At 62.8% G+C, this 20681-nt stretch carries 24 protein-coding genes and 1 tRNA gene; 11 read left to right on the top strand and 14 right to left on the bottom strand.

Features of this window, described 5'->3' with window-relative positions; genetic code table 11:
• The first annotated feature begins 53 nt into the window (after nt 1-53).
• The 6 genes from Q3Y64_RS10380 to Q3Y64_RS10355 all read left to right on the top strand — a co-directional run bounded on the left by Q3Y64_RS10380 (nt 54) and on the right by Q3Y64_RS10355 (nt 4260).
• Nucleotides 54-1556 carry a YifB family Mg chelatase-like AAA ATPase gene (locus Q3Y64_RS10380; protein ID WP_303561576.1) on the top strand — a complete coding sequence of 501 codons (1503 nt, stop codon included), beginning with the start codon at nt 54-56 and terminating at the stop codon, nt 1554-1556.
• 50 nt (nt 1557-1606) lie between these two features.
• Nucleotides 1607-2506, top strand: coding sequence for a hypothetical protein (locus Q3Y64_RS10375; protein ID WP_303561574.1), 900 nt, complete (start codon nt 1607-1609; stop codon nt 2504-2506).
• A gap of 69 nt (nt 2507-2575) precedes the next feature.
• Nucleotides 2576-3115 carry a DUF2628 domain-containing protein gene (locus tag Q3Y64_RS10370; protein WP_303561572.1) on the top strand — a complete coding sequence of 180 codons (540 nt, stop codon included), beginning with the start codon at nt 2576-2578 and terminating at the stop codon, nt 3113-3115.
• A 79-nt stretch (nt 3116-3194) separates the two neighbouring features.
• Nucleotides 3195-3575 carry a hypothetical protein gene (locus tag Q3Y64_RS10365; protein ID WP_101940593.1) on the top strand — a complete coding sequence of 127 codons (381 nt, stop codon included), beginning with the start codon at nt 3195-3197 and terminating at the stop codon, nt 3573-3575.
• Nucleotides 3572-3958 (top strand): YchJ family protein, encoded by a 387-nt coding sequence (locus tag Q3Y64_RS10360; RefSeq protein ID WP_303561569.1) that lies wholly within the window; start codon nt 3572-3574, stop codon nt 3956-3958. The genes Q3Y64_RS10365 and Q3Y64_RS10360 overlap by 4 nt, the downstream gene beginning before the upstream one ends.
• Nucleotides 3955-4260, top strand: coding sequence for a hypothetical protein (locus tag Q3Y64_RS10355; RefSeq protein WP_303561568.1), 306 nt, complete (start codon nt 3955-3957; stop codon nt 4258-4260). Before Q3Y64_RS10360 ends, Q3Y64_RS10355 begins: the two co-directional genes overlap by 4 nt.
• 24 nt (nt 4261-4284) lie before the next feature.
• Here Q3Y64_RS10355 and queC read toward each other — a convergent pair whose 3' ends face one another.
• The 10 genes from queC to Q3Y64_RS10305 form a co-directional block, all read right to left on the bottom strand.
• Entirely contained in the window at nt 4285-4965 is a 681-nt protein-coding gene (gene queC / locus Q3Y64_RS10350; RefSeq protein ID WP_303561567.1) for a 7-cyano-7-deazaguanine synthase QueC, read from the bottom strand.
• A 104-nt stretch (nt 4966-5069) separates the two neighbouring features.
• Nucleotides 5070-5459 carry a group II truncated hemoglobin gene (locus Q3Y64_RS10345; RefSeq protein WP_216821617.1) on the bottom strand — a complete coding sequence of 130 codons (390 nt, stop codon included), beginning with the start codon at nt 5457-5459 and terminating at the stop codon, nt 5070-5072.
• 18 nt (nt 5460-5477) lie between these two features.
• Nucleotides 5478-6503 (bottom strand): RNA 3'-terminal phosphate cyclase, encoded by a 1026-nt coding sequence (gene rtcA / locus Q3Y64_RS10340; RefSeq protein WP_303561565.1) that lies wholly within the window; start codon nt 6501-6503, stop codon nt 5478-5480.
• Nucleotides 6504-6635: 132 nt separating this feature from the next.
• Nucleotides 6636-6962, bottom strand: coding sequence for a low molecular weight protein tyrosine phosphatase family protein (locus Q3Y64_RS10335; RefSeq protein WP_303561563.1), 327 nt, complete (start codon nt 6960-6962; stop codon nt 6636-6638).
• On the bottom strand, nt 6959-7267 hold the full coding sequence (locus Q3Y64_RS10330; protein WP_303561561.1) for a nucleotidyltransferase domain-containing protein: 309 nt from the start codon (nt 7265-7267) through the stop codon (nt 6959-6961). Before Q3Y64_RS10330 ends, Q3Y64_RS10335 begins: the two co-directional genes overlap by 4 nt.
• 134 nt (nt 7268-7401) lie before the next feature.
• Nucleotides 7402-8430, bottom strand: a complete 1029-nt coding sequence (locus Q3Y64_RS10325; RefSeq protein ID WP_303561559.1) for a hypothetical protein — start codon at nt 8428-8430, stop codon at nt 7402-7404.
• Between the two features lie 61 nt (nt 8431-8491).
• Nucleotides 8492-9709, bottom strand: a complete 1218-nt coding sequence (locus Q3Y64_RS10320; RefSeq protein ID WP_303561557.1) for an RtcB family protein — start codon at nt 9707-9709, stop codon at nt 8492-8494.
• Between the two features lie 11 nt (nt 9710-9720).
• Nucleotides 9721-10131, bottom strand: a complete 411-nt coding sequence (locus Q3Y64_RS10315) for a zinc-ribbon domain containing protein (protein ID WP_101940583.1) — start codon at nt 10129-10131, stop codon at nt 9721-9723.
• Between the two features lie 75 nt (nt 10132-10206).
• A complete protein-coding gene (locus tag Q3Y64_RS10310; protein WP_303561554.1) occupies nt 10207-11346 on the bottom strand; it encodes a slipin family protein in 1140 nt (379 codons plus the stop codon).
• 261 nt (nt 11347-11607) lie between these two features.
• Nucleotides 11608-11678, bottom strand: a tRNA-Ile gene (locus tag Q3Y64_RS10305).
• 326 nt (nt 11679-12004) lie between these two features.
• On the opposite strand from Q3Y64_RS10305, the gene rtcR reads away from it, so the two are divergent.
• Nucleotides 12005-13600, top strand: coding sequence for an RNA repair transcriptional activator RtcR (gene rtcR / locus Q3Y64_RS10300; RefSeq protein WP_303561552.1), 1596 nt, complete (start codon nt 12005-12007; stop codon nt 13598-13600).
• On the opposite strand, the gene Q3Y64_RS10295 is transcribed toward rtcR, so the two are convergent.
• Entirely contained in the window at nt 13587-14165 is a 579-nt protein-coding gene (locus Q3Y64_RS10295) for a 5-formyltetrahydrofolate cyclo-ligase (RefSeq protein ID WP_303561550.1), read from the bottom strand. The genes rtcR and Q3Y64_RS10295 overlap by 14 nt on opposite strands.
• A gap of 68 nt (nt 14166-14233) precedes the next feature.
• Between Q3Y64_RS10295 and Q3Y64_RS10290 the strand changes: the two genes are divergently transcribed.
• From Q3Y64_RS10290 to Q3Y64_RS10275, 4 genes are all read left to right on the top strand, one after another.
• Nucleotides 14234-16186, top strand: a complete 1953-nt coding sequence (locus tag Q3Y64_RS10290) for a lytic transglycosylase domain-containing protein (protein ID WP_303561549.1) — start codon at nt 14234-14236, stop codon at nt 16184-16186.
• Nucleotides 16187-16314: 128 nt separating this feature from the next.
• Nucleotides 16315-16953 carry a glutathione S-transferase family protein gene (locus Q3Y64_RS10285; RefSeq protein WP_101940579.1) on the top strand — a complete coding sequence of 213 codons (639 nt, stop codon included), beginning with the start codon at nt 16315-16317 and terminating at the stop codon, nt 16951-16953.
• Nucleotides 16953-17351: a VOC family protein gene (locus Q3Y64_RS10280; protein ID WP_303561547.1), complete on the top strand. Its 399-nt coding sequence runs from the start codon at nt 16953-16955 to the stop codon at nt 17349-17351. Before Q3Y64_RS10285 ends, Q3Y64_RS10280 begins: the two co-directional genes overlap by 1 nt.
• A gap of 3 nt (nt 17352-17354) precedes the next feature.
• The gene (locus tag Q3Y64_RS10275) at nt 17355-17738 is read left to right on the top strand and encodes an RNA-binding S4 domain-containing protein (RefSeq protein ID WP_303561546.1); all 384 of its coding nucleotides are present in this window, start codon (nt 17355-17357) and stop codon (nt 17736-17738) included.
• Between the two features lie 81 nt (nt 17739-17819).
• On the opposite strand, the gene Q3Y64_RS10270 is transcribed toward Q3Y64_RS10275, so the two are convergent.
• From Q3Y64_RS10270 to dksA, 3 genes are all read right to left on the bottom strand, one after another.
• Nucleotides 17820-18722: an AEC family transporter gene (locus tag Q3Y64_RS10270; protein WP_368506648.1), complete on the bottom strand. Its 903-nt coding sequence runs from the start codon at nt 18720-18722 to the stop codon at nt 17820-17822.
• Nucleotides 18723-18843: 121 nt separating this feature from the next.
• Nucleotides 18844-20067 carry an STAS domain-containing protein gene (locus Q3Y64_RS10265; RefSeq protein WP_303561544.1) on the bottom strand — a complete coding sequence of 408 codons (1224 nt, stop codon included), beginning with the start codon at nt 20065-20067 and terminating at the stop codon, nt 18844-18846.
• 83 nt (nt 20068-20150) lie between these two features.
• Complete coding sequence (dksA, locus tag Q3Y64_RS10260) at nt 20151-20558, bottom strand: RNA polymerase-binding protein DksA (protein ID WP_101940574.1); 408 nt, start codon at nt 20556-20558, stop codon at nt 20151-20153.
• Between the last annotated feature and the right edge of the window lie 123 nt (nt 20559-20681).

Here is a 20681-nt window from a genome sequence, read left to right as displayed (position 1 = left end):
TACCCATGGGCAGGCCACGGCCTGCCCCGTACGGACGGCTTAGACTCGGGCGCATGTCACTTGCCCTGATCAAAAGCCGCGCTCTGGCCGGCATGGATGCGCCGGAAGTCACCGTCGAGGTGCATCTGGCGGGTGGTCTGCCGGCCGTGTCGCTGGTCGGCCTACCGGATACCGAAGTCAAGGAAGCGCGCGACCGGGTACGCGCGGCCCTGCTCACCGGTCAGTTCGAATTTCCCAACAAACGCGTCACGGTCAACCTCGCACCGGCCGATCTGCCCAAGGAATCCGGGCGCTTCGACCTGCCGATCGCCATCGGTATCCTGGCAGCCTCGGACCAGATCAAGGCCGCCACGCTCGACCAATACGAACTGGCAGGCGAACTCTCGCTCTCCGGCGAGCTGCGCCCAGTGCGTGGCGCCCTGGCCATGGCCTGGCGCGCGGCGCAGGCAGGCCGTGCGCTGATCCTGCCCCTTGAAAACGCGGCCGAAGCAGCGCTGGTGCAAGGCATCACCATCCTGCCGGCGCGCAACCTGCTTGAAGTAGCCGCCCATTTCAACGGTCACGCCACACTCACGCCCTATTCCGGTGCGGTGCTCGGGAACGAGCCGGTATACCCGGATCTGGCGGACGTCAGAGGTCAAGCGCAGGCGCGTCGCCTGCTGGAAGTCGCAGCCTGTGGCCTGCATTCACTGCTGCTCTACGGCCCACCCGGCACCGGCAAATCGATGCTGGCGAGCCGCCTGCCGGGCCTCCTGCCACCACTATCGGAAGCCGAGGCGCTCGAATCGGCGGCCATCCAGTCACTGGAGGGGCGCTTCGATCCGGCGCGTTTTCGTGCCCGCCCCTTCCGCAGCCCGCATCACTCCTCGTCCGCACCTGCACTGGTTGGCGGCGGCATGATTCCGCGCCCCGGCGAGATCAGCCTGTCGCACCACGGCGTGCTCTTTCTCGATGAGCTGCCGGAATTCGACCGGCGCGTGCTCGAAGCCCTGCGCGAGCCGCTGGAAACCGGCCAGATCACGATTTCGCGCGCGACCAGCCGGGCCGAATTTCCGGCCCGCTTCCAGTTCGTGGCGGCCATGAACCCGTGTCCCTGTGGTTTTCTGGGACATCCTAAGCGGGCCTGCCGGTGTACGCCGGATCAGGTCGCACGCTATCGCGGCAAACTCTCCGGCCCCTTGCTCGATCGCATCGACCTGACCATGGAGGTCGGTAGCCTCAGCGCTGATGAGTTGCAGGCTGCTCCCTCAGGTGAAGCCACCAGCACCGTACGCGCCCGCGTGATCGCCGCCCATGCACGCCAGCACGCACGCCAAGGCAAAGCCAACGCCCATCTTGCGGCGGGTGAGGTCGAAACCCACTGCGTAGCTGACGATAAGGCGAAGGCGCTGTTGAGACAGGCCATCGAACGCCTGGGCCTCTCAGCCCGCGCCTATCACCGCAGCCTGCGCGTGGCGCGCTCGATTGCCGACCTTGCCGGTGCAGAAGTAATCGGCGCCGCCCACGTGGCCGAAGCCGTGCAATACCGGCGTGGCCTGCCCGGAGGCGGGCCATAGCTCAGGCGCCTCCGGCATAATGACGGCGCTTTCTCCCGTGCCTGCCTCTCGTGCTCCTGCTGCGCCTTCTCACCTTACTGTTCTGCCTCACCAACCTGCCCGCCACAGCCGCCAGCCTTTTCTGGTGCAATGGCCGCTTTCTTGATCCGGCCGCCAAACCTTTCGACAACCAGCACCTGAAGGTTGCGCAGCGCGGCTATCTGTACGCCGTGGCGGCGGCACTGGTCCTGCAACAGGACAATGCCGAAAGCCGCGCTCATTACTTCAGCCGGCCCGAACGCCTGCGCGAAATCGATCGCCCACGCCGCGACCGCTCGGGGTTTGAGGCAGCGGCCTTCGAAGTGCTGGACGCTCCGGGCGGCAGGCCCAAGGAGCTGGTGATTGCCTTCGCCGGCTCGAATGACGACGCGGACTGGCAGAACACCAATTTCGGGTTTGACACCCGCCAGTACACGCTGGCCCGCGCCTATTTCAAGCGCCTCGCCAGCCGCCCGGAGTACGCGGGTCTGCGCGTGATTGCCAGCGGCTTTTCACTCGGCGGGGCACTCGCTGTGCACGTCACCAAGCACCACGACACGCGTACCCTGGTCAGCGAGACCTGGGCCTTCAACCCCAGCCCCAAGATCTATGCCAGCAATCGGCAGGACCCGCGCATCTGGCTTGCCGCCACCGCCAACGATGGCGTCGGCCTCGCCCGCGAATGGGCTGCCGCCGCCGGCCTGCTGCCGGGCCTGGCCAGCATCGGCGCACCGGCCAGCCAGCGCGCCGAAGGCTACTACCTGCTCGACGCCAACCCGGTGATCAGCCACTACCGCTGGGTGCTCACACGCAACCTGCTCCATGCGGCCGATCTGGCCGTGCAGGAGGAACAAGGGCCAGACGCCCCCAGTGAGCCGCTGGCCATTCTGGAAGCCTCTCACTTCAGCGCCTGTGCCAAGGGTAGGCACTGAAACCGACACATGCCGAAAGCAATACTAATGTCATAATCCCGTGATTCTCAGCAATCTGCCGGATCCGTCATGAATCAGCCGGTCAATCCCTATCAGCCGCCCACTGCAGAATTGCTGCATGTGCCCGTCATCGAACAGCTTGATCTGCAGGAACAGCGTCTGGCCAACTTCGTGGGCACCAAATACCCCATCTATCGCGACAAATGGGCTGCCGCCGCGCTCAAGCGCCAAGCCACTAGCTGGAATTGGGCTGCCTTCGTGCTCGGCCTGTCCTGGCTGGCCTACCGCAAGATGTACGCCTACTGCGCCATTTTCATCGCCATCATCGGCCTGGAAACCCTGCTGGAACTGGTCATCGGACTACCGGACAGCCTCAGCTACGCCATGAACATCGGTACTTCGGTCATGTTCGGCTTGTATGGCAACACCCTCTATCGCCACTTCGCACAAAGCCGCATCGCCGCGATCGAGGCCGCAGGCGGGCCCCCGGAGCAGATCGAGGCCGAGATCACGCGTGCAGGCGGCACCCATCTTGGCGCAGCCTTCGGCTTCATGCTGCTGCTTTGCGTGCTGCTCGTCTGCCTGGCGCTGATGTTTCCGGGCGACTGAGCTGGCGACTGTTTCCTTGCGCACAGTTCCTGCTTTAAGTCGCTAAACTCGATCTCTCGAACGCACTGGACTCTCGCTCATGCCCTCCTCACACCAACGTGGCGCAGCCCTGCTAATCCTCGCCCTGATCCTCGGCGGCCTGATCCTTCTCGTGACGCTCTATACCTGGATCGCCCTGAGCTACAACTACTCCGATGGCGAACGGGCTGGCTACGTGCAGAAGCTTTCGCGCAAGGGCTGGGTCTGCAAGACCTGGGAAGGCGATCTGGCGCTGGTCAACCTGCCGGGCCAGCCTGCGGAAATCTTCCAGTTCTCGGTACGAGATGATGCGATTGCCGAGCAGATCAACAAGCTGGTCGGCAAACGCGTCGCACTGACCTACGAGCAGCATATCGGCTTGCCGACCACCTGCTTCGGTGAAACCCAGTACTTCGTCACTGCCATCCAGGCGGTGGAATGAAAGCCGGGCTACCCTGCCCCTGCGGCCTGCCCGCAAGCTATGAGCACTGTTGTGGCCGCTATCACGGTGGGCAGGCTGCGCCCACGCCAGAAGCGCTGATGCGCTCGCGTTACAGCGCTTTCGCGCTCGGCCTCGGTGACTATCTGATTGCGAGCTGGCATCCCGGCAGCCGGCCCACCGAACTGGATCTGAGCACCCCGCCGCTGGCGAAATGGATCGGCCTGAAGATCGTGAGCACCGCGCTGCAGGATGCCGATCACGGCACGGTGCACTTCATCGCCCGCTGCCGCGTAGGTGGCCGCGCCGAACGTCTGGAAGAGCTCAGCCGCTTTGTGCGCGAAGACGGTCGCTGGTTCTACCTGGACGGGAAAATCGCAGCATGAAAGGCTGGCAATCAGGCCTCCTGGCCCTGCTTCTGGCTGCCTGCGCGACCGAACCTGGCGAACGGCGCGAGGCGCCACGCCCGCTGGAGCATTGCGACGCCTTCGGCTGCTGCGTGGACGATTTCGGTCGGCGCTACTGCTGTGACCCGCGCTTCGACCCTTACTGCTCCCCCTACTCCGACCGCTACCGGCGCGAACACGAAACCACCCGTCAGCGCTCCCAGGACAACGAGCGCAACCGCAACAGCCTGCCGCTGCCGCCTGTGCCCCGGCTTCCGGCGCCAGGCCTGCCTCGTCTGTGAAACTCAGCCCTTGCGGGCAACGGCTCAGGCGTAGCGCGTCGGATCAACGAGCCCGGCAGCCTCAAAGCCAGCCCGGCGCAGGCGGCAGGCATCACACTGGCCACAGGCACGACCTTCGTCGTCCGCCTTGTAGCAGGACACAGTCATGCCGTAATCCACGCCCAGCGCGCTACCGCGCTGCACGATCTGGGCCTTGGAGAGCGAGATCAGCGGCGCGTGGATGGAAAGCTTGAGGCCTTCCACGCCAGTCTTGGTGGCCAGGTTGGCCATCTTCTCGAAAGCGGCAATGAATTCGGGGCGGCAATCCGGATAACCGGAGTAATCCACCGCATTCACGCCCACGAAGATCGCATTAGCCTTCAGCACCTCGGCCCAACCCAGGGCCAGCGAGAGCATCACGGTATTGCGCGCCGGCACGTAAGTCACCGGGATACCGCCGGCTTCCACGCCCGAGGTCGGCACTTCGATGCTCGCATCGGTCAACGCCGAACCGCCGAACTGCCCCAGATCCACATGTCCCACACGATGTTCTTTAGCGCCCAGCGCGGCGGCCACACGCTCAGCGGCGGCCAGCTCGGCGGCATGGCGCTGACCATAAGCCACCGACAGGGCGTAGGTTTCAAAACCCTCGGCACGAGCAATGGCGAGGCAGGTGGCGGAATCGAGTCCGCCGGAGAGCAGGACGACGGCGCGGGGAGCAGACATGGGGCTTACTTCCGGGGAAATGCGATGAACAGGACGGGATTATCCCCCGCACGAGGCCACAGCCGCCAGCCGCGTTTACACATGTCCATCATTCAGGAAGCCATTCAGCCTTCCCGATTACGCATCCAGTCAGCCAGCCCCACCACCCTTTGCCAGAACGCATCGCGCGGCTCGCCAGGCGGCAGCACCTCATCAAAGGCCTGCGCCATGCACAGCAGCCAGGCATCGCGCTCAGCCTCGCCGATGGCAAAAGGCATGTGCCGCGCGCGCATCCGCGGATGGCCATACTTTGCCTCATACAGCGCAGGCCCGCCGAGCCAGCCGCAGAAGTACTCAAAGAGCTTCTGGCGCGCACTGGCGAGATCGTCCTGATGGATCTTGCGGATCACGTAAGCCTCGGGCAACGCGTCCATCAGATCGTAGAAACGATCCACCAGGCGGCGCACGGTGGCCTCGCCACCGAATTCTTCGAAGGGCGTTTTTTCAGTGCTCACAGCCATTCCCGGTCAGGATCAAGAGAGCGCAATTCTATGTGCACTCGCTTCTGCTGCAATCGAGAATTCCACCGGCAGGAATTTCTGGATGACTTCAATGTTCGTCTGCAGGTGCGAAGAGAGCGTGCTGGTGCAGAACGATCCCGCCCCCGCCAGTGCAATCGGCAGCAGCAACTGATCGGCCAGATGCTCGCCCACGGCCGAATTGCTGCGGTGAAAGGCCACTACCTCCTGCGCCAGCCGGCAGGCCACGGTCTGCGCGGGTAGCCCCTTCTCACCAAAGGCCGTGAACAATTCGGTGGCGCCTGCATACTGCAACTCAAGCAGCAGAGCATTACCCGGCCCTTCGCGTGAGGACAGGCCTCGAATCTCGCCTGCCACCTCACCCAGCGCGCCGGCCAGCGCCTCGTTCAGCGTATCCAGCTCACGTTTCGCTACATCGCCAGGCACACCCGCCACAATCGCCGTGGCGCGCGCCTGGAGCAGTTCGCCGCGCTCCGGCAGATGCAAGGATTGCAATGCCTTGAGCGGCTGCACGCGCGCCTGCAGCTCACCGCCCCCCGCCGGGTAGAAACCGTGCCGCAGCAGTTCCAGCTCCATCTGCACGCCCATCCGCAGCATCAGCGGCAACCAGGCGCGCTGCAGGAAGTCCGCCGGCGGCGCGGCGGAATTATGCGTGCCACCGCTCAGCGTCACCGTGCTCGGCGCATCGGCGAACCACAGCGCCGGCAATACCGTCTGCAGCACCAGCGTGCAACTACCTGCCGTGCCGATGGCATAACGGTAGTCGCCGCCGCGAATCCTGCCCGGCACGAAGCTGAGGCTCAGCGAACCAGCCTCGGCGCCTTCCACCTGGGCACCGCAGATCTCGGCCGCAGCCTTCACGGCCGTCAAATGCTGCCGCAACAGCCCCGGCTTGCTGCGCTTCGCGCGAATGCGTTCGATGCGAAACGGCGTGCCGGTGATCATCGAAAGCGTGAGCGCCGTGCGCAGAATCTGCCCGCCGCCTTCGCCTTGCGAGCCATCGAGTTCAATCATGTTCATGTCGTGGCCTTTTCAGGCACACGCCTTAAATAATTTTCGTCGTTCCAGCGCAAGCGGGAACCCAGTGTCTGGGTCCCGCGAACTTCACGTCGCTGGACTCCAGCCTTCGCGGAAATGACGGCCGCCGTCGCATCACGCCGGCAAATGCGGCGCCACCTTCTTCTCCAGCAGCGCAACCAACGCCGGCTCCATGAAGCGGTAGTTGTCCGGGATGTTGAGGCACACCACGCGCTTGTCGTGCAGATGCTCGCCAAAGCGCGCCTGCAGCTTGCTGCGCTGCGCCTTCTCCATCACGAAGATCAGCTCGGCCCATTCCAGCAACTCCGGTGTCAGCGGGTTCTCGGCGTCGTGGTTGAGCCCCGCCGACGAACACCCGATGCCCGGATACTCCGCAAATACCTGCTCGGCCGTCGGGCTACGCAGCTTATTCTGGCTGCAGAGGAACAGCACATTCGTCATCGTGATGCTTCCTGCGCCATCACCACATCCATCAGGAAGCGATCCAGCTCGTCGCTGATCGGCAACTCGATCACGTCGCGCTGCGGCTCCACCGTCAGGTACCAGGGCAGGCGATGCACGTAGACGAAGCGCACGTCGTAGTCGCTATCGGGCGAGGCAAAGCCCCAGCCGCGACTGCCGGACTCACAGGCGAATAACACCTTCACCTCATGCTCGGCCTCGCTCTGGTCGAGGGCCTGCATGACGCGTGCGCGGATGCTGTCGTCGATGGGATGGGCGCTCAGCAGCGCGGGTTTTGTGTTCATTTCAATTGCTCGTTGTTCTGGCGCTCACGGACCGCCGATGTAGCCCGGATGCAGGCCGTAGGCCGGAATCCGGGGTTGTTGTTATTGATCGTCCGCCTGTCCCGGATTCCTCTGCGCTGCATCCGGGCTACTTGCTATTTGCTTGTTAGCCCCGCACGCTTCATTAAATTTTGGCATGCCCAAGGCGGTAGAACGAGGTTGTGAATTGTCTGAAAAACAGTTTCCTTTTTGTCATGTTCGGGCAGTGGTAACTTGAACGCCAGATCGACATGGCTCTCGTAGACACATAAGCCGGCTGGCGTTATGGCCAAACAAAAATCAGGCTCGACATCGAGAGCCATAATCTCTGGCGTTCGAAACAGTCCGTTGTTATCGGCAACCTCCTCCGCGAGGACCTCTAAGCAGTCGAACAGGTAGTCGCATGCCTTACCTACCTTGAGTGAGGTAGCCGCAGATGTCAGGCCTCCACCTGGGCCCATGTACATCGAGTTGTGGAGTGAGATTGGGATGATTAGTCCAGCAGCCCTTAGCTGATGTATCTCATTCTGTGTCCAAGTCCTATCTGTGGGCATCATGCCTTTCAGCTCGAACGGACTCATGACGTCCGGCCAGTTCCTTGCCACCGTCCTGATCAACTCGGGGTTTGCAAAGTCGCTCGTTGTTCCATGTGGCAATACATCAATCACCGCAAGTACGTTTCCTCCGACCAAGCAAAAGGCTAGATAGTCAGCACGTGGTGAGAAGTACTCATCATGTGGCAAAGGATCGGTGCTGAGGTGGAAGTGATGGATACCCCATTCCGCCCATAGCAAGTCGGTGCGCCTCCCCTTCTTGTCTCCGCTGAAGTCGTTGTGCAGGCTCAACCCCTTTCCTTGGTAAGGGTTCAAATCGCCACCGCTTTCAACTCGTTGTACAAACTGCTTGAGAGCATCTCTCGTCGCGCGTGGAAGACCCGACTTCGGAAACCTATCCGAGAGAACAACCGGCCGAGGCATTGGATCTACGTAGCGAAACCTGAAGTCCAGCCAACGCATGGTCGCTTGACTCAGTTCTGGCACTTCCTGCTTGAACCTCAAGCTGTAAGCCGCTATCAAGTCCTTCGATATTTCTTCGACATCGTTGTAGAACCTCTGCTTCAAGACGGATTTGCGATCGTTGTTCATGGCTAGTCAAAGGATTGGTTGGGAATAGACAAAGCGATGAGAGTGCATGGGCAGTTGTAACTCACCCCTTCACACAAACAACCTGCCGCAGCGTATGCACCACCTCCACCAGCTCACGCTGCGCCTCCATCACCGCATCAATATCCTTGTACGCCATCGGGATTTCATCAATCACTTCGGCGTCCTTGCGGCATTCAACGTGAGCGGTCGCAGCCACCTGGTCGGCAACCGTGAAGCGGCGCTTCGCTTCGTTGCGGCTCATGGTGCGACCCGCACCGTGGCTGCATGAGCAGAAGGCTTCTTCGTTACCTAGCCCGCGCACGATGAAGCTCTTCGCCCCCATCGAGCCGGGGATGATGCCGAGCTGGCCTTTCTGGGCCGACACGGCGCCCTTACGGGTGACGAGAACCTCGGCGCCGAAGTGTGTTTCCTTCTGCACATAGTTGTGGTGGCAGTTCACTGCTTCCACGTCGGCGTCGAAGGGTTTGGCGATCACGCTGCGAGCCGCAGCGATGACGTTCTGCATCATCACGGCGCGGTTGCGGCGGGCGAAGTCCTGCGCCCAACCGACGGCCTCGACGTAGTCGTCGAAGTGCTGGCTGCCTTCTTCGAAGTAGGCCAGATCCTTGTCCGGCAGGTTGGCGATGTGCTGTTGCATGTCTTTCTGCGCAAGCTCGATGAAGTGCGTGCCGATGGCGTTACCCACTCCACGAGAGCCGGAGTGCAGCATGAACCACACGCGGTCGACCTCGTCGAGGCAGACTTCGATGAAGTGGTTACCCGTTCCCAGCGTTCCGAGGTGCTTGTGGTTGTTCGTCTTCTTCAGGCGCGGGTGCTTTTCGCAGATGCGCCCGAAGCCTTCAACCAGTTCGCCCCACATGCTGTCGACAGTCGCGGGCGGTGTATCCCAGGCGCCCTTGTCGCGACCAGCACGTGTGTTGCTGCGACCATGTGGCACGGCGCGTTCGATGGCGCTGCGCAGGCCGGCGAGGCTGTCGGGCAGGTCGCTGGCGACGAGCGTGGTGCGCGCGGCCATCATGCCGCAGCCGATATCCACACCGACAGCGGCCGGGATGATGGCGCCCAGGGTGGGGATCACGCTGCCGATGGTCGAGCCCTTACCGAGGTGCACGTCGGGCATCACGGCCATGTGCTTGTAGATGAAGGGCATCTTCGCCGTGTTCATGAGCTGCTGACGCGCTTCGTCTTCGACGGGCACGCCTTGCGTCCACATCTTGATGGGCTTGCCGTTTTCGACTTCGAGAAGCTGGTATTCCATTTCACTTTCCTTTACTTCACAGCGGCAGCCTGCTTTGCCAGCAGACCTGCGTGATGAACTTCGCGAGCCTGCGCCTTGCGAGCCCGCTCGATGGCGCGGCAGGACTTGCATCGTACTGCGCGCGTTTCCACATTGCCCTTGGCGACTTCGTACCACCACTTCTGCCGCGCGGCTGTCCAGATGCCTTCGGCATCGCAATCCTTGCAGCGGAAAGCGGTATCAACGTAGTAGCCGCGAAACACGAAGGCGGGTATCCCATAGCTATTGCTGGGCGCAAGCTGGTTTGCATCGCACACCACCACGCCTGCAGGCAAGCGCTTGGGCTTGATCTTGGGCGTGCAAGACACACTGGCCTTAAATCGGGCTACGCGTTGCAGGCGAGCCGCCTTGATTTCTGCCTTGCGTTGTTTTCCGCTTTTCATTTTCAAACCCGATCATGGCGATGGGCTTCTCTGGCCTCTCATCCTCCCCCGCTCATGCGAGGGAGGATGAGAGGCTCATGCGCCCTTGATGCTGACCAATCCGTTCAGAACCTGATCCAGCCCACCGAACACGGAGATGCGGTCGATCCTTTCGGCCACGCGCTCAAGGGTTTCCAGCTCCTTGAGACGCAGGGCGGTAGGGTTGTCTTCCATCACCTTTGCCGTGTTGAGCAGCGAGCGGGTCGCGGCGGTTTCTTCGCGACGACGAATCACGTTCGACTCGGCGGCCTTTTCGGCTTCTACGACCTTGGCGAGGATGGTCTTCATCTCGCCGGGCAGGACGATATCCTTCACACCGATACTGCCGACCTCGATGCCAAAACCATCGAGCTTGCGCGCCACGTAAGTACTCACCACCTCGTCGATCACCTGTTTGTTTTCAAGCAGCTCATCAAGCGTCCGCGTACCTACTGCAGCACGCAAACCGAACTGCAATTCGCGGTAGAGGTGATCTACGGGCTTGGCCAGCTTCTCGAACGAGAGCAGCACATCGGTGTAGCGCCAGGTCGCGGCAAGGTTGAGACGCAAGCTCACCTTGTCGCGCGTCAGGATGTCCTGTCCGCTCACTTCCATGCTCTGCAGCCGCGTATCGACCAGCTCGACCTGCACCTCGCGGTTGAAGCGCCAGAAGGCTTCCGCACCCGGCTTGAGCAGACGTTCGATCTTGCCGTCGACACGCAACACGCCGAGGTGATACGCCGGCACCTGCGCCAGCAACACGCCGTTCAAGCCGCTGATGGCACGGCCGCGCAGATTGGGCTGCACAAGGCGCGCAGTCAGCACGGCCGGCAAACCATAGCCCTCGCTTAGCCGAAGCTTCTCCAAACGCTGCGCCAGCAAGCCTTTCCAATACACACGACGCGAACCTGGCGCCAGAACCTCAACCAGAAATTCGTTCTCGTATCGCAACCCGGCTTCGTCTTCACCCAGCTCCATGGATTCGAAACACTCGGCGGCGGTATCGGGGTCGTTCTGCACAAGGTAGTCGACCAACGCCACATCGTTCATGGGGGTGTCGAGCTTCCAGGTTTGCACCGCGAGGCTGCCAAGCGGGTCGAAGAAGTAGTGACGACCGGCATTCAGGATGCGTTGGTAATCGCCGTCCCTGAGCAACACACCACGTTCGTTCTTCTTGATCACAAAGCGCTTCAACATTTTCATTCCCCTTTTGATTTCAGTTTGTGCCGGTCTTCACCGGCCCGGAGGGCCTGCCCTTCGACACGGACGGGGAGGCGGGCGGTGGAGGCTTCAGTCCGGGTTGCGGTAAGGGTCAAAAGGCCCGCACCACTCCAGACGTCTGCCTCTCACCGGACGCCCTGCCACCTGTGTGGGCGGGAGGCCGATCCGGGCCGGTGGCGGGTGCTCACGCATTCCGCGACCGACGGGTACTGCATTTCCAACACTGCCTTGTTAAGGCTGGAGCGGGATTCGAACCCGCGACCCATCGGTTATGAGCCGATTGCTCTACCCAATTGAGCTATCCAATTTGGGGGTGACCCGGGAATCGAACCCGGCCAGCTCCCAACGAGATCACCCGTTCATCGCAGTCGTCTGCGGCGGCATACCGGCGAACGACAGATCGGAATCCGGCTCTCCGGCACCAGCGGGGCTTTGATCCCCTGCTCGTGGGCTGTTGCTTCAGGCTGCAATGCACTCTGTATTGCGAGTTGCGTGCCAGTGCATGCGCCAAGTGCTACCGGGCTTACAGAGTATTGTTTTAATTGATATTTTTGTTCTTGCGACAAATCCTGCTCGCCGATCAATGCCCTGCGTTGATAGACTTAAATATCGCTTCTTATCTTTTTAGATAGCCATGAAGAAAAATGTCGTCATCGGATTCCTTGGCACTCAGCTCGACTACGGCGGCAAGGGTTCCCAGCGCTGGGAGAAGTGGCGGCCGACGGTGGGCCTGTGCCAGCAGGAAGATCTGGTGGTGCATCGACTGGAGCTGTTGCACGACGTGCGCAGCCAGAGCCTGTTCGATCGCGTGAAAGGCGACATCGCCGCCGTGTCGCCCGAGACCGAGGTGGTGAGCGTGCTCACGGCGCTGCGCGACCCCTGGGATTTCGAAGAGGTCTACACAGCGCTGCACGACTTCGCACGGGGCTATGCCTTTGACGTAGAGGCCGAGGACTACCTGATCCACATCACCACGGGCACGCACGTGGCGCAGATCTGCTGGTTTCTGCTGGCCGAGGCGCGTTACCTGCCGGCGCGGCTGCTGCAGACCTCGCCGCCACGCAAGAAGGAGGTGGCGGACACGATTGGCAGCTATGCGCTGATCGACCTCGACCTGTCGCGCTACAACAAGATTGCGCAGCGCTTTGCGCGCGAGCATGACGACACGGTGAGCTTTCTGAAGTCGGGCATCGCGACGCGCAACGCGGCTTTCAACCAGATGATCGAGCAGATCGAGAAGGTGGCCGGGCGTTCAAAGGCGCCAATGTTGATGGTGGGGCCAACCGGGGCGGGCAAGTCATTCCTGGCGCGACGGGTGTATGAACTAAAGCATCAGAAGCAGCGCCTGGTCGGGCGCTTTGTGGAGGTGAACTGCGCGACGCTGCGTGGCGACTCGGCGATGTCCACACTCTTCGGCCATGTGAAGGGCGCCTTCACCGGCGCGCAGACCGAGCGGCCGGGCCTGCTGCGTGCGGCCGATGGCGGGCTGCTGTTTCTCGACGAGATCGGCGAGCTGGGGCTGGACGAACAGGCCATGCTGCTGAAGGCCATCGAGGAGAAGCGCTTCTTCCCCTTCGGCGCTGACCGCGAAGTCGAGAGCGACTTCCAGCTCATCGCCGGCACACATCGCGACCTGCGTCAGTGGGTGACCGAAGGGCGCTTCCGCGAAGACCTGTTCGCGCGCATCAACCTGTGGACATTCGACTTGCCGGGGCTGGCACGGCGGCCTGAAGACATCGAACCGAATCTGGACTTCGAGCTGGAACGCTTCGCGCGCGAGCACAACCTGCAGGCGCGCTTCAACGTCGAGGCGCGCCGCCGCTATCTGGACTTCGCCAGTTCGCCCGATGCGCGCTGGAGTGGCAACTTCCGCGAGCTGTCGGCATCGATCACGCGCATGGCGACGCTGGCCGAAGCGGGGCGCATCACCGAGCAGAATGTGCAGGACGAGGTGGCACGGTTGCGCGCGGGTTGGTCAGGCAGTGCGGCGCAAGATGTGGTCGCCGAGGTGCTGGGCGATGGGGCCGACACGCTGGACCTGTTCGACCGCTGCCAGCTCGACGCCGTCATCAAGGCCTGTCGTGCTGCGAGCAGCCTGTCGGAGGCTGGGCGGCGCATCTTTGCGGTGTCGCGCCAGGAGAAGAAGGTCGCCAACGATGCCGACCGACTGCGCAAGTATCTGGCGCGCTTCGGGCTGGCCTGGCAGTCGGTTCGGGCTAATCAGGGCTGACGACGACGCCATCCTCGGTCAGGATCCAGTCCAACGGCACGTCGTGCGGCTCCGGCTGCACGTCTTCAAGGCGGGCGATTTCAAAACCCACGCCGACAGTGACCGGCTTCGGCTGCAGCGCGGCGAGGGTGCGGTCGAAGAAACCGCCGCCGTAACCAATGCGATAGCCGCGTGCATCGAAGCCATTTACTGGCACGATCAGCACATCCGGATGCAGGACGGCCGTGCCTTGCGGGGCGGGAATGCCGAAGCGATCTGGCGCCATTGGCACGCCGGGGCGCCAGGCATGGAAGGCCATACTCGCCGCCTGCTCATGCACCACCGGCAGGGCCAGCTCACGACCACGCCCCTGGGCGCGCCAGAGGCTGAGGAATTCACGCAAATCGGGCTCGCCACGATAAGGCCAGCAGAAACCCAGCACGCTCGGCTCAAGGCGATCCAGCAAGTCCCCTAGCGGCGGGAGCAAGGCGTGGGTCAGCTGCAGGCGCAACATCGGCGCTTGTGTTTCGCGCTCGGCTATCAGGGCTTCGCGCAGGGCGCGGCGGTCAAGGGCGGCGGAACTCACGTAACATGCGGCTTTCTAAGTTGGTTAAGGGTCGCAGCATGCGATCCGGCTGCAGGGGATGTTACGTGATGAAGTACAGATTGTGCGTGGCCTGGCTGGTATTGAGCGGCTTGAGTGGAGCCTCTTCGGCCGAAACGGGCGACGCACGCATCCTGGCCGCACGGGATGCCGCCACACGGGGCGATGCCGCAGCCCTCAGCAAGCTCGCTGACCAGCCCTCCAGCCACACGCTGGAGCCCTATGTGCAGTACTGGCTGCTCAGCAACCGGATTTCCCGCCTCACCGAAGCGGTGCCAGCAGGCGCCGTCAGCGCCTTCCTGCGCAGCAACAGCGGCAGCTGGCTGGCCGAAAAGCTGCGCAATGAATGGGTGCGCCGCCTCGGCTTCGAAAAGCGCTGGAGCGAGATGGATGCCGAGTACGGCCTGCTGATGCAGCCCGATCAGGCCGCGCAGTGCTACGCGATCCAGTCCGGCGGGCCAGCCGCCGACGCGGCGCGGACCGCCCTTGAAGCCCAATGGCTGAGCCTGCTGGATGTACCAGACAGCTGCATTCAGCCCCTGCAGGAACTCGTGCTGCTGGGTCGCCTGGGCAACGAGGAGGTGTGGCAACGCTTCCGCCGCCTAGTCGAAGGCAAGCGTTTCCCTACTGCCCGGAATGTCCTCAATCTCCTGCCGGAAAGCCAGCAGCCAGCCGGCAGCAGCCTCGCTCTGGCCCTCGACAGCCCGGCCCGCTTCCTGGCCTCACCCGCTGCGCGCAATCCACAAGGCCGTGCCGGTCGCGAACTGGTTCTGGCCGCCATCGCGCGCCAGGCGCGCAGCAATGTGCGCGAGGCTGCGTCGATCTGGCAGGACCTGGCTGACAAGGGCTTCCGCGACGAAGAACGCGCCTATGCTTGGGGCCAGCTTGCCTGGCTGGCCGCCCAGAGCCACCTGCCCGAGGCCAGTGCCTGGTTCGCACAGGCCCAGGCCACCAGCATGGTGCCGGAGCAACGCGCCTGGCGCGTGCGTGCCAATCTGCGCAGCGGCAACTGGGCCGGCGTGCGCCAGGCCATCGAAGCCATGCCGGGCGAGCAACGCGATGCGGCCGACTGGAGCTACTGGTACGGCCGTGCCCTGCAGGCCCAGAACCGGCCGCAAGAGGCCCAGCAATACTTCCTGCGTAATGCCGATGCAGCGAGCTTCTACGGAATCCTGTCCACCGAAGCCCTCGGCCGCAGTTACCAATGGCCCAGCGCCAGCGCACCGATCACGGCCCAGGAGCTCGGCCGCGTCCAGCAGAGTGGAGACTTCCGCCGCGCCGAAGCGCTTTACCGACTCGAAATGCGCACCGAAGGCATGCGCGAATGGAACTGGGGCATCCGTGGTGCGGACGACCGTTACCTGCTTGCCGCTGCCGAGCATGCCCGCCGCCTCGGCCTGTATGACCGCGCCATCAATACCGCCGAGCGCACCCGCAATGAACACGATTTCGGGCTGCGCTATCTCGCCCCCTACTACGACGTTTTCTCGCGTGAAGCGCAGACGCAGCAGCTGGATCTAGCCTGGGTGTTCGGTCTGGTGCGGCAGGAAAGCCGCTTCCAGCCGGTGGCACGCTCCGGGGTCGGCGCCCAGGGCCTGATGCAGGTGATGCCTGCCACCGGTAAGTGGATCGCCGGCAAGCAGGGCTGGAAAGACTACGAACCGGGCTGGCTGACCCGCATCGACACCAATGTAAAGCTCGGCAGCGCCTATCTGCGCCATGTGCTTGATTCGCTCAGCAATCACCCGGTGCTGGCTTCGGCGGCCTACAACGCCGGCCCCGGCCGTGCCCGCAAGTGGCGCGATACGCGGCCGCTCGAAGGCGCGGTCTATGCCGAAACCATTCCCTTCACCGAAACCCGCGATTACGTGAAGAAGGTGATGGCCAATGCCGAGCTCTATGCCACCTTGCTGGAGCGCCGGCCAGCGTCGCTGAGCAGCCGTCTCGGGCGCGTCCCGGCCTCTGGTGGCCCGGAACTGGCGCTGTCGAGCGATGAGCCTTGAGCCTTGAGCCTTGAGCCTTGAGCCTTGAGCCTTGAGCCTTGAGCCCAGAGGAACCGGGAACATCCGAAGACACTTGAAACCTGCCCCTTCGGGCATGCCATAATCATGGGTCACATGAAAGTCATGCCATGAAACTGATCATTGCCAACAAGACTTACTCCTCCTGGTCGCTACGCGCCTGGCTAATGCTCAAGGCCAGCGGACACACCTTCGAGGAAATCAGCATTCTGCTGCGCCAGCCCGAGACGCACAGCCAGATCCTGCGCTGGAGCCCGTCAGGCAAGGTCCCCTGTCTGATCGACAGCGGCATTGCCGTCTGGGACTCGCTGGCAATTGCCGAGTATCTGGCCGAAGAAAGTCCGCCGCTGTGGCCGCTGGATGGCGCTGCACGCGCTATCGCCCGCTCGGTGTCGGCCGAAATGCACAGCGGCTTCCAGGCCCTGCGCAACCAGATGCCGATGAACCTCAGGCGCGCAGCACCACTCGCCAGCCATAGTCCTGAGCTCGCCGCCGACATCCGCCGCATCGAACAGATCTGGAACGAGAGCCGCGCCCAGCATGGCAGCCACGGCCGCTTCCTGTTCGGCAGTTATTCGATCGCTGACATGATGTTCGCTCCAGTGTGCTTCCGCTTCGACAGCTATGGCGTACGCCTCCACGGCGCAGCGCAGGATTATCTGCAAACCATGCTGGCCCATCCGCACATGCAGGAATGGAAAGAAGCGGCGGCAGATGAAACGGCCGTCATCCCGGATTACGACGTGTAATGGAGGCGCGCCTCTCGCTCGTCACCCTGGGCGTAAATGATCTCGCCCGTGCCCGTGCCTTCTATCTGGCGCTGGGCTTCCCGCTGCGCCCCGAGAGTCGGGACAGCGTTGCCTTCTTTCAGCTGCACGGAATGTGGCTCTCGCTCTACGCCCGCGAGGCGCTGGCCGAAGATGTGGGCTGCGACGCAACCGGCAGCGGTTTTCGCGGCATCACCCTGGCCCACAACGTGCGCACGAAAGAAGCCGTCGCTCAAGTTCTGAATGAAGCCGAAGCGGCCGGCGGACGCATCGTGAAGCCCGCACAAGACGTGTTCTGGGGCGGCCATTCCGGCTACTTCGCTGACCCCGACGGCCACCTGTGGGAAGTGGCCTTCAATCCCTTCTTCTGGATCGAGTGAAGCATGGCTGAGCTTTCGGCAGTCCGGGCCGACAAGTGGCTATGGGCCGCGCGCTTCTTCAAGACCCGCTCGTTGGCGACCGACGCCGTCGATGGCGGCAAGGTGCAAGTGAACGGAATGCGCGTGAAACCGGCCAAGGACGTGAAGCTTGGCGACCGCATCGAACTCACGATCGGCGACATGCACTGGGAGCTGATCATCGAAGGTCTCTCCGAAAAGCGTGGTCCGGCGCCCGAAGCACGCAAGCTCTATCGCGAAACAGAAGCCAGTGAAGCTGCGCGGCAGAAGGTCGCGGAGGCGCGCCATCTGCGCGTCGAACCCTCGCTCGAAATCCACGGCCGCCCGACCAAGCGCGACCGGCGTTCGCTGGACCGCTGGCGCAGCTGAAGATTTTCGTAGGAGCGGCCAGAGGCTGCTCCTACGAACACCACTCGATCTGCGGGCTGCACTCGAAGCGCAGCAGCCGGTCTAGCGCAAAGCGAAATACAGCGCCACCGGCAGTACCGCAATGCTCAGCAGATTGCCCAGCAGAACGATGGACGCCACCCGGTCCGGCTCGGCGTCATAGCGCTCGGCGAAGATGTAATTCATCACCGCCGGCGGCAGGGCGCCGTAGATCACCAACAAACCTTTCTCGAAGCCCTGCAGACCCAGCAGATCCGCCACCCCCCAGGAAAACAGCATCCCTGCCGCCGGCCGCAGTAGCCCGGAAATCGCGCCGACGCTCCAGTCCTTGAAGGAAATGTCGGTCATGCGCACACCCAGCGAGAACAGCATCAGCGGGATACAGATGTCGCCCAGCATGCGCAGCGCCACCACCGCCGGCTGCCACACCTGAATGCCCGCCAGTGACACCACCAGCCCGGCGATCATGGCCAGCAGCGACGGCACTCGCCACATCTGCGAAATGCGTGCCTGGTGGTCCAGCAGCCACAGGCCGTAGGAGTAATGCAGCAGGCTGGAAATCAGGAACAGCACGATGGCCGGCTGCAAAGCCTGGTCACCGAAAGCCAGCACCGCCACCGGCACGCCAAGATTCACCGAGTTCGAGAACATCATCGGCGGCACCAGCACCCGATGACTCACGCCCAGGCCACGCGCCAGCGCGAAGCCCAGAGCGCCGCAAGCAATGGTCACCAGCAGCATCGCCAGCGCCAGCCAGCGAAACTCGGCAATATGGAAGCTGCGATCAGCCAGTGCGCCGAATACCAGCGCCGGCACAAATACATCGGCAATCAGGCGATTGGTCTGGGCCATGTCCGGCTTCTTGTGGCGCGCCACCAGATAGCCGATGGCCGGGATCACGAAGACCGGGAAGAGGATGGCGACGATGCGCTCGATCATGACGGAGAAGGGAGAAGAGACCGCCACATTCTGCGCCCGAACTCAGCCGACAAGTGGCTGAGTCATGCAGCAGGCGTCGCGAGCGGGTCGAGATCTGGCCGAGGAGCGGAGGCCGGAGATCGGCCCGCGCTTAGCCTGATGCGTGGCTCTAGAACTTTTTGTGTTCGATCTGGGCAACCTGATCGATGCCCATCACCCGCATCAAGGCCGCCACCATCTCGTTGGGATGATGGATCACATTGAGCTTGCCCTGAGTCTGGAACGTGGCGAGCTGATTGAACAACGCACCGGCACTGACGAATTCGAGACGCTTGAGCTTGCTGGCATCAATCTCGATGGCATTTCGCTCAGAGCCGTATACCGCAAGCTTGCGCAACACCTCGGGCTGGCCGCCGGCCACCACACCGTCCATCACGAAACCATCCTTCAGCAACGGGCCTTCTTCAGCCTTGGGCGCGATGCCACCGGTATCCGTGGGGCTGGACTGCAGGATCTCGGGCGGATCCCAGGAAGGGGGAGACTCCTCGAAGGTGATGGCGAAATTCACGGCCATATCTTCAAAAGGAGCCTGCTCGCCCAGCTGCTGCAGCATGGCCAGCGCACACAGCCAGAACACCCGGCCCTGCGGCTCGCCCACCTTGAGTTGCGGCTCCAGCAAGCTGAAGGCCTGACGTGCGCCAAGCAGTGCAACCTTGACCTTGGCCCGCCGCAACGCGTCCAGCGTGTCGCTGAGCAGCGTCGCGCCGGCTTCATCGACACCGCGCAAACGTGACAGGTCAATACGCAGCTTGCCCATCTTGGCGCCGATTCGCACCAGTTGCTCGAACTGCGGGCGGGCGTTGCCAGAGAGATTGCCGGAAAGATTCACCGCCGGCGCCGCATCCTTGGGCGCGGCCGGAGCAGCGGCCACGGGCGTGGCTTCGTCCCAGATCGGTGGAGATTTTTCGAATAACTCGGCGAACACTACGCCACGTGCTTCAAAGGACGGGCGATCGCCCATCAGACGATAGAGATCGAAGAGCATCCGCCAGAGGCGATCAGAACTCTTGCTGGCGCCATCCAGGGCCTCTTCCAGCACCTCCTTGGCACCGGAGTCATTGGCATTGGCATACAGGACAGCCGCTTCCTCAATCGCCGCAACATCCTCAACCGAAACTTCCAGTACCTGGATCTTGCCGGCTGCGGCCGCAAGCGAGCGCCCGATATCACCGACATGGGTGAATTCGAGCGAGGTCGTGACATCGCCACGGTCAGTTTTACCAGGCCGCGAGTCATCCGCGGACTTGCCACCGCCGGAGGGCTTCTTGCCGAAAAGAGAGGTCAACACCATCTTGTCTTGCACCCGGTGCAGCCGGCAGACGGAGTCTGCCACGGCGAAACACCTTCATCAGGCTAGGCTGCACGCAAAAACGCAACAGCGGCCGTTCCCGTGAGGGTGGCCGCTGCACGCAGCGCTCAGTCTGCGTACATCTTCTGCAGGCGTTCGCGACGCGCCTGCGCTTCTACCGAGAGAGTAGCCGTCGGCCGTGCCAGCAAGCGCGCCAAGCCAATCGGTTCTCCCGTCTCTTCACAATAACCATAAGACTCGTCGGCAATCCGTGCCAGCGCCTGCTCAATCTTCTTGAGCAGTTTGCGTTCGCGATCGCGGGTACGCAACTCGAGCGCGTGCTCCTCTTCAACCGTAGCGCGGTCTGCGGGATCGGCAACGGTTTCCTGCTCGCGCATGTGTTCAACGGTTTCGTCGACCTTCTGCTGCAACTCGTCGCGCATGGCGATCAGGCGTTCGCGGAAGAATCCCAGCTGCGCCGCGCTCATGTAATCCGACTCGGGCATTTTCAGCAGTGCTGCTTCGGTCAGAGCCATGGAAAAACTCCTCCATCAGTTATACGACTGCAAATTTAATCCGGCATTGTGCCGGACTGGCGTGGCATTTCACAGCCCGGCGGCCAGTTTTGGGCGATCCGCCCGTCCCGGCCCGGCGGTCCG

The organism is Uliginosibacterium sp. 31-12 (assembly GCF_030548425.1).
GTDB classification, from domain to species: domain Bacteria; phylum Pseudomonadota; class Gammaproteobacteria; order Burkholderiales; family Rhodocyclaceae; genus Uliginosibacterium; species Uliginosibacterium aquaticum.
Note: the sequence above shows the minus strand (reverse complement) of the source record. Positions and strands in the feature narration are given on the sequence as shown.

Coding starts and splice junctions, on each gene's coding strand:
- Q3Y64_RS10310 (WP_303561554.1), bottom strand. CDS start 11,346: ATGTTGAAGCGCTTTGTGATCAAGAAGAACGAACGTGGTGTGTTGCTC.
- Q3Y64_RS10335 (WP_303561563.1), bottom strand. CDS start 6,962: ATGACGAATGTGCTGTTCCTCTGCAGCCAGAATAAGCTGCGTAGCCCG.
- dksA (WP_101940574.1), bottom strand. CDS start 20,558: ATGGCTCTGACCGAAGCAGCACTGCTGAAAATGCCCGAGTCGGATTAC.
- Q3Y64_RS10280 (WP_303561547.1), top strand. CDS start 16,953: ATGGAGGCGCGCCTCTCGCTCGTCACCCTGGGCGTAAATGATCTCGCC.
- Q3Y64_RS10285 (WP_101940579.1), top strand. CDS start 16,315: ATGAAACTGATCATTGCCAACAAGACTTACTCCTCCTGGTCGCTACGC.
- Q3Y64_RS10325 (WP_303561559.1), bottom strand. CDS start 8,430: ATGAACAACGATCGCAAATCCGTCTTGAAGCAGAGGTTCTACAACGAT.
- Q3Y64_RS10360 (WP_303561569.1), top strand. CDS start 3,572: ATGAAAGCCGGGCTACCCTGCCCCTGCGGCCTGCCCGCAAGCTATGAG.
- queC (WP_303561567.1), bottom strand. CDS start 4,965: ATGTCTGCTCCCCGCGCCGTCGTCCTGCTCTCCGGCGGACTCGATTCC.
- Q3Y64_RS10370 (WP_303561572.1), top strand. CDS start 2,576: ATGAATCAGCCGGTCAATCCCTATCAGCCGCCCACTGCAGAATTGCTG.
- Q3Y64_RS10365 (WP_101940593.1), top strand. CDS start 3,195: ATGCCCTCCTCACACCAACGTGGCGCAGCCCTGCTAATCCTCGCCCTG.
- Q3Y64_RS10330 (WP_303561561.1), bottom strand. CDS start 7,267: ATGAACACAAAACCCGCGCTGCTGAGCGCCCATCCCATCGACGACAGC.
- rtcA (WP_303561565.1), bottom strand. CDS start 6,503: ATGAACATGATTGAACTCGATGGCTCGCAAGGCGAAGGCGGCGGGCAG.
- Q3Y64_RS10290 (WP_303561549.1), top strand. CDS start 14,234: ATGAAGTACAGATTGTGCGTGGCCTGGCTGGTATTGAGCGGCTTGAGT.
- Q3Y64_RS10275 (WP_303561546.1), top strand. CDS start 17,355: ATGGCTGAGCTTTCGGCAGTCCGGGCCGACAAGTGGCTATGGGCCGCG.
- Q3Y64_RS10315 (WP_101940583.1), bottom strand. CDS start 10,131: ATGAAAAGCGGAAAACAACGCAAGGCAGAAATCAAGGCGGCTCGCCTG.
- Q3Y64_RS10320 (WP_303561557.1), bottom strand. CDS start 9,709: ATGGAATACCAGCTTCTCGAAGTCGAAAACGGCAAGCCCATCAAGATG.
- rtcR (WP_303561552.1), top strand. CDS start 12,005: ATGAAGAAAAATGTCGTCATCGGATTCCTTGGCACTCAGCTCGACTAC.
- Q3Y64_RS10355 (WP_303561568.1), top strand. CDS start 3,955: ATGAAAGGCTGGCAATCAGGCCTCCTGGCCCTGCTTCTGGCTGCCTGC.
- Q3Y64_RS10380 (WP_303561576.1), top strand. CDS start 54: ATGTCACTTGCCCTGATCAAAAGCCGCGCTCTGGCCGGCATGGATGCG.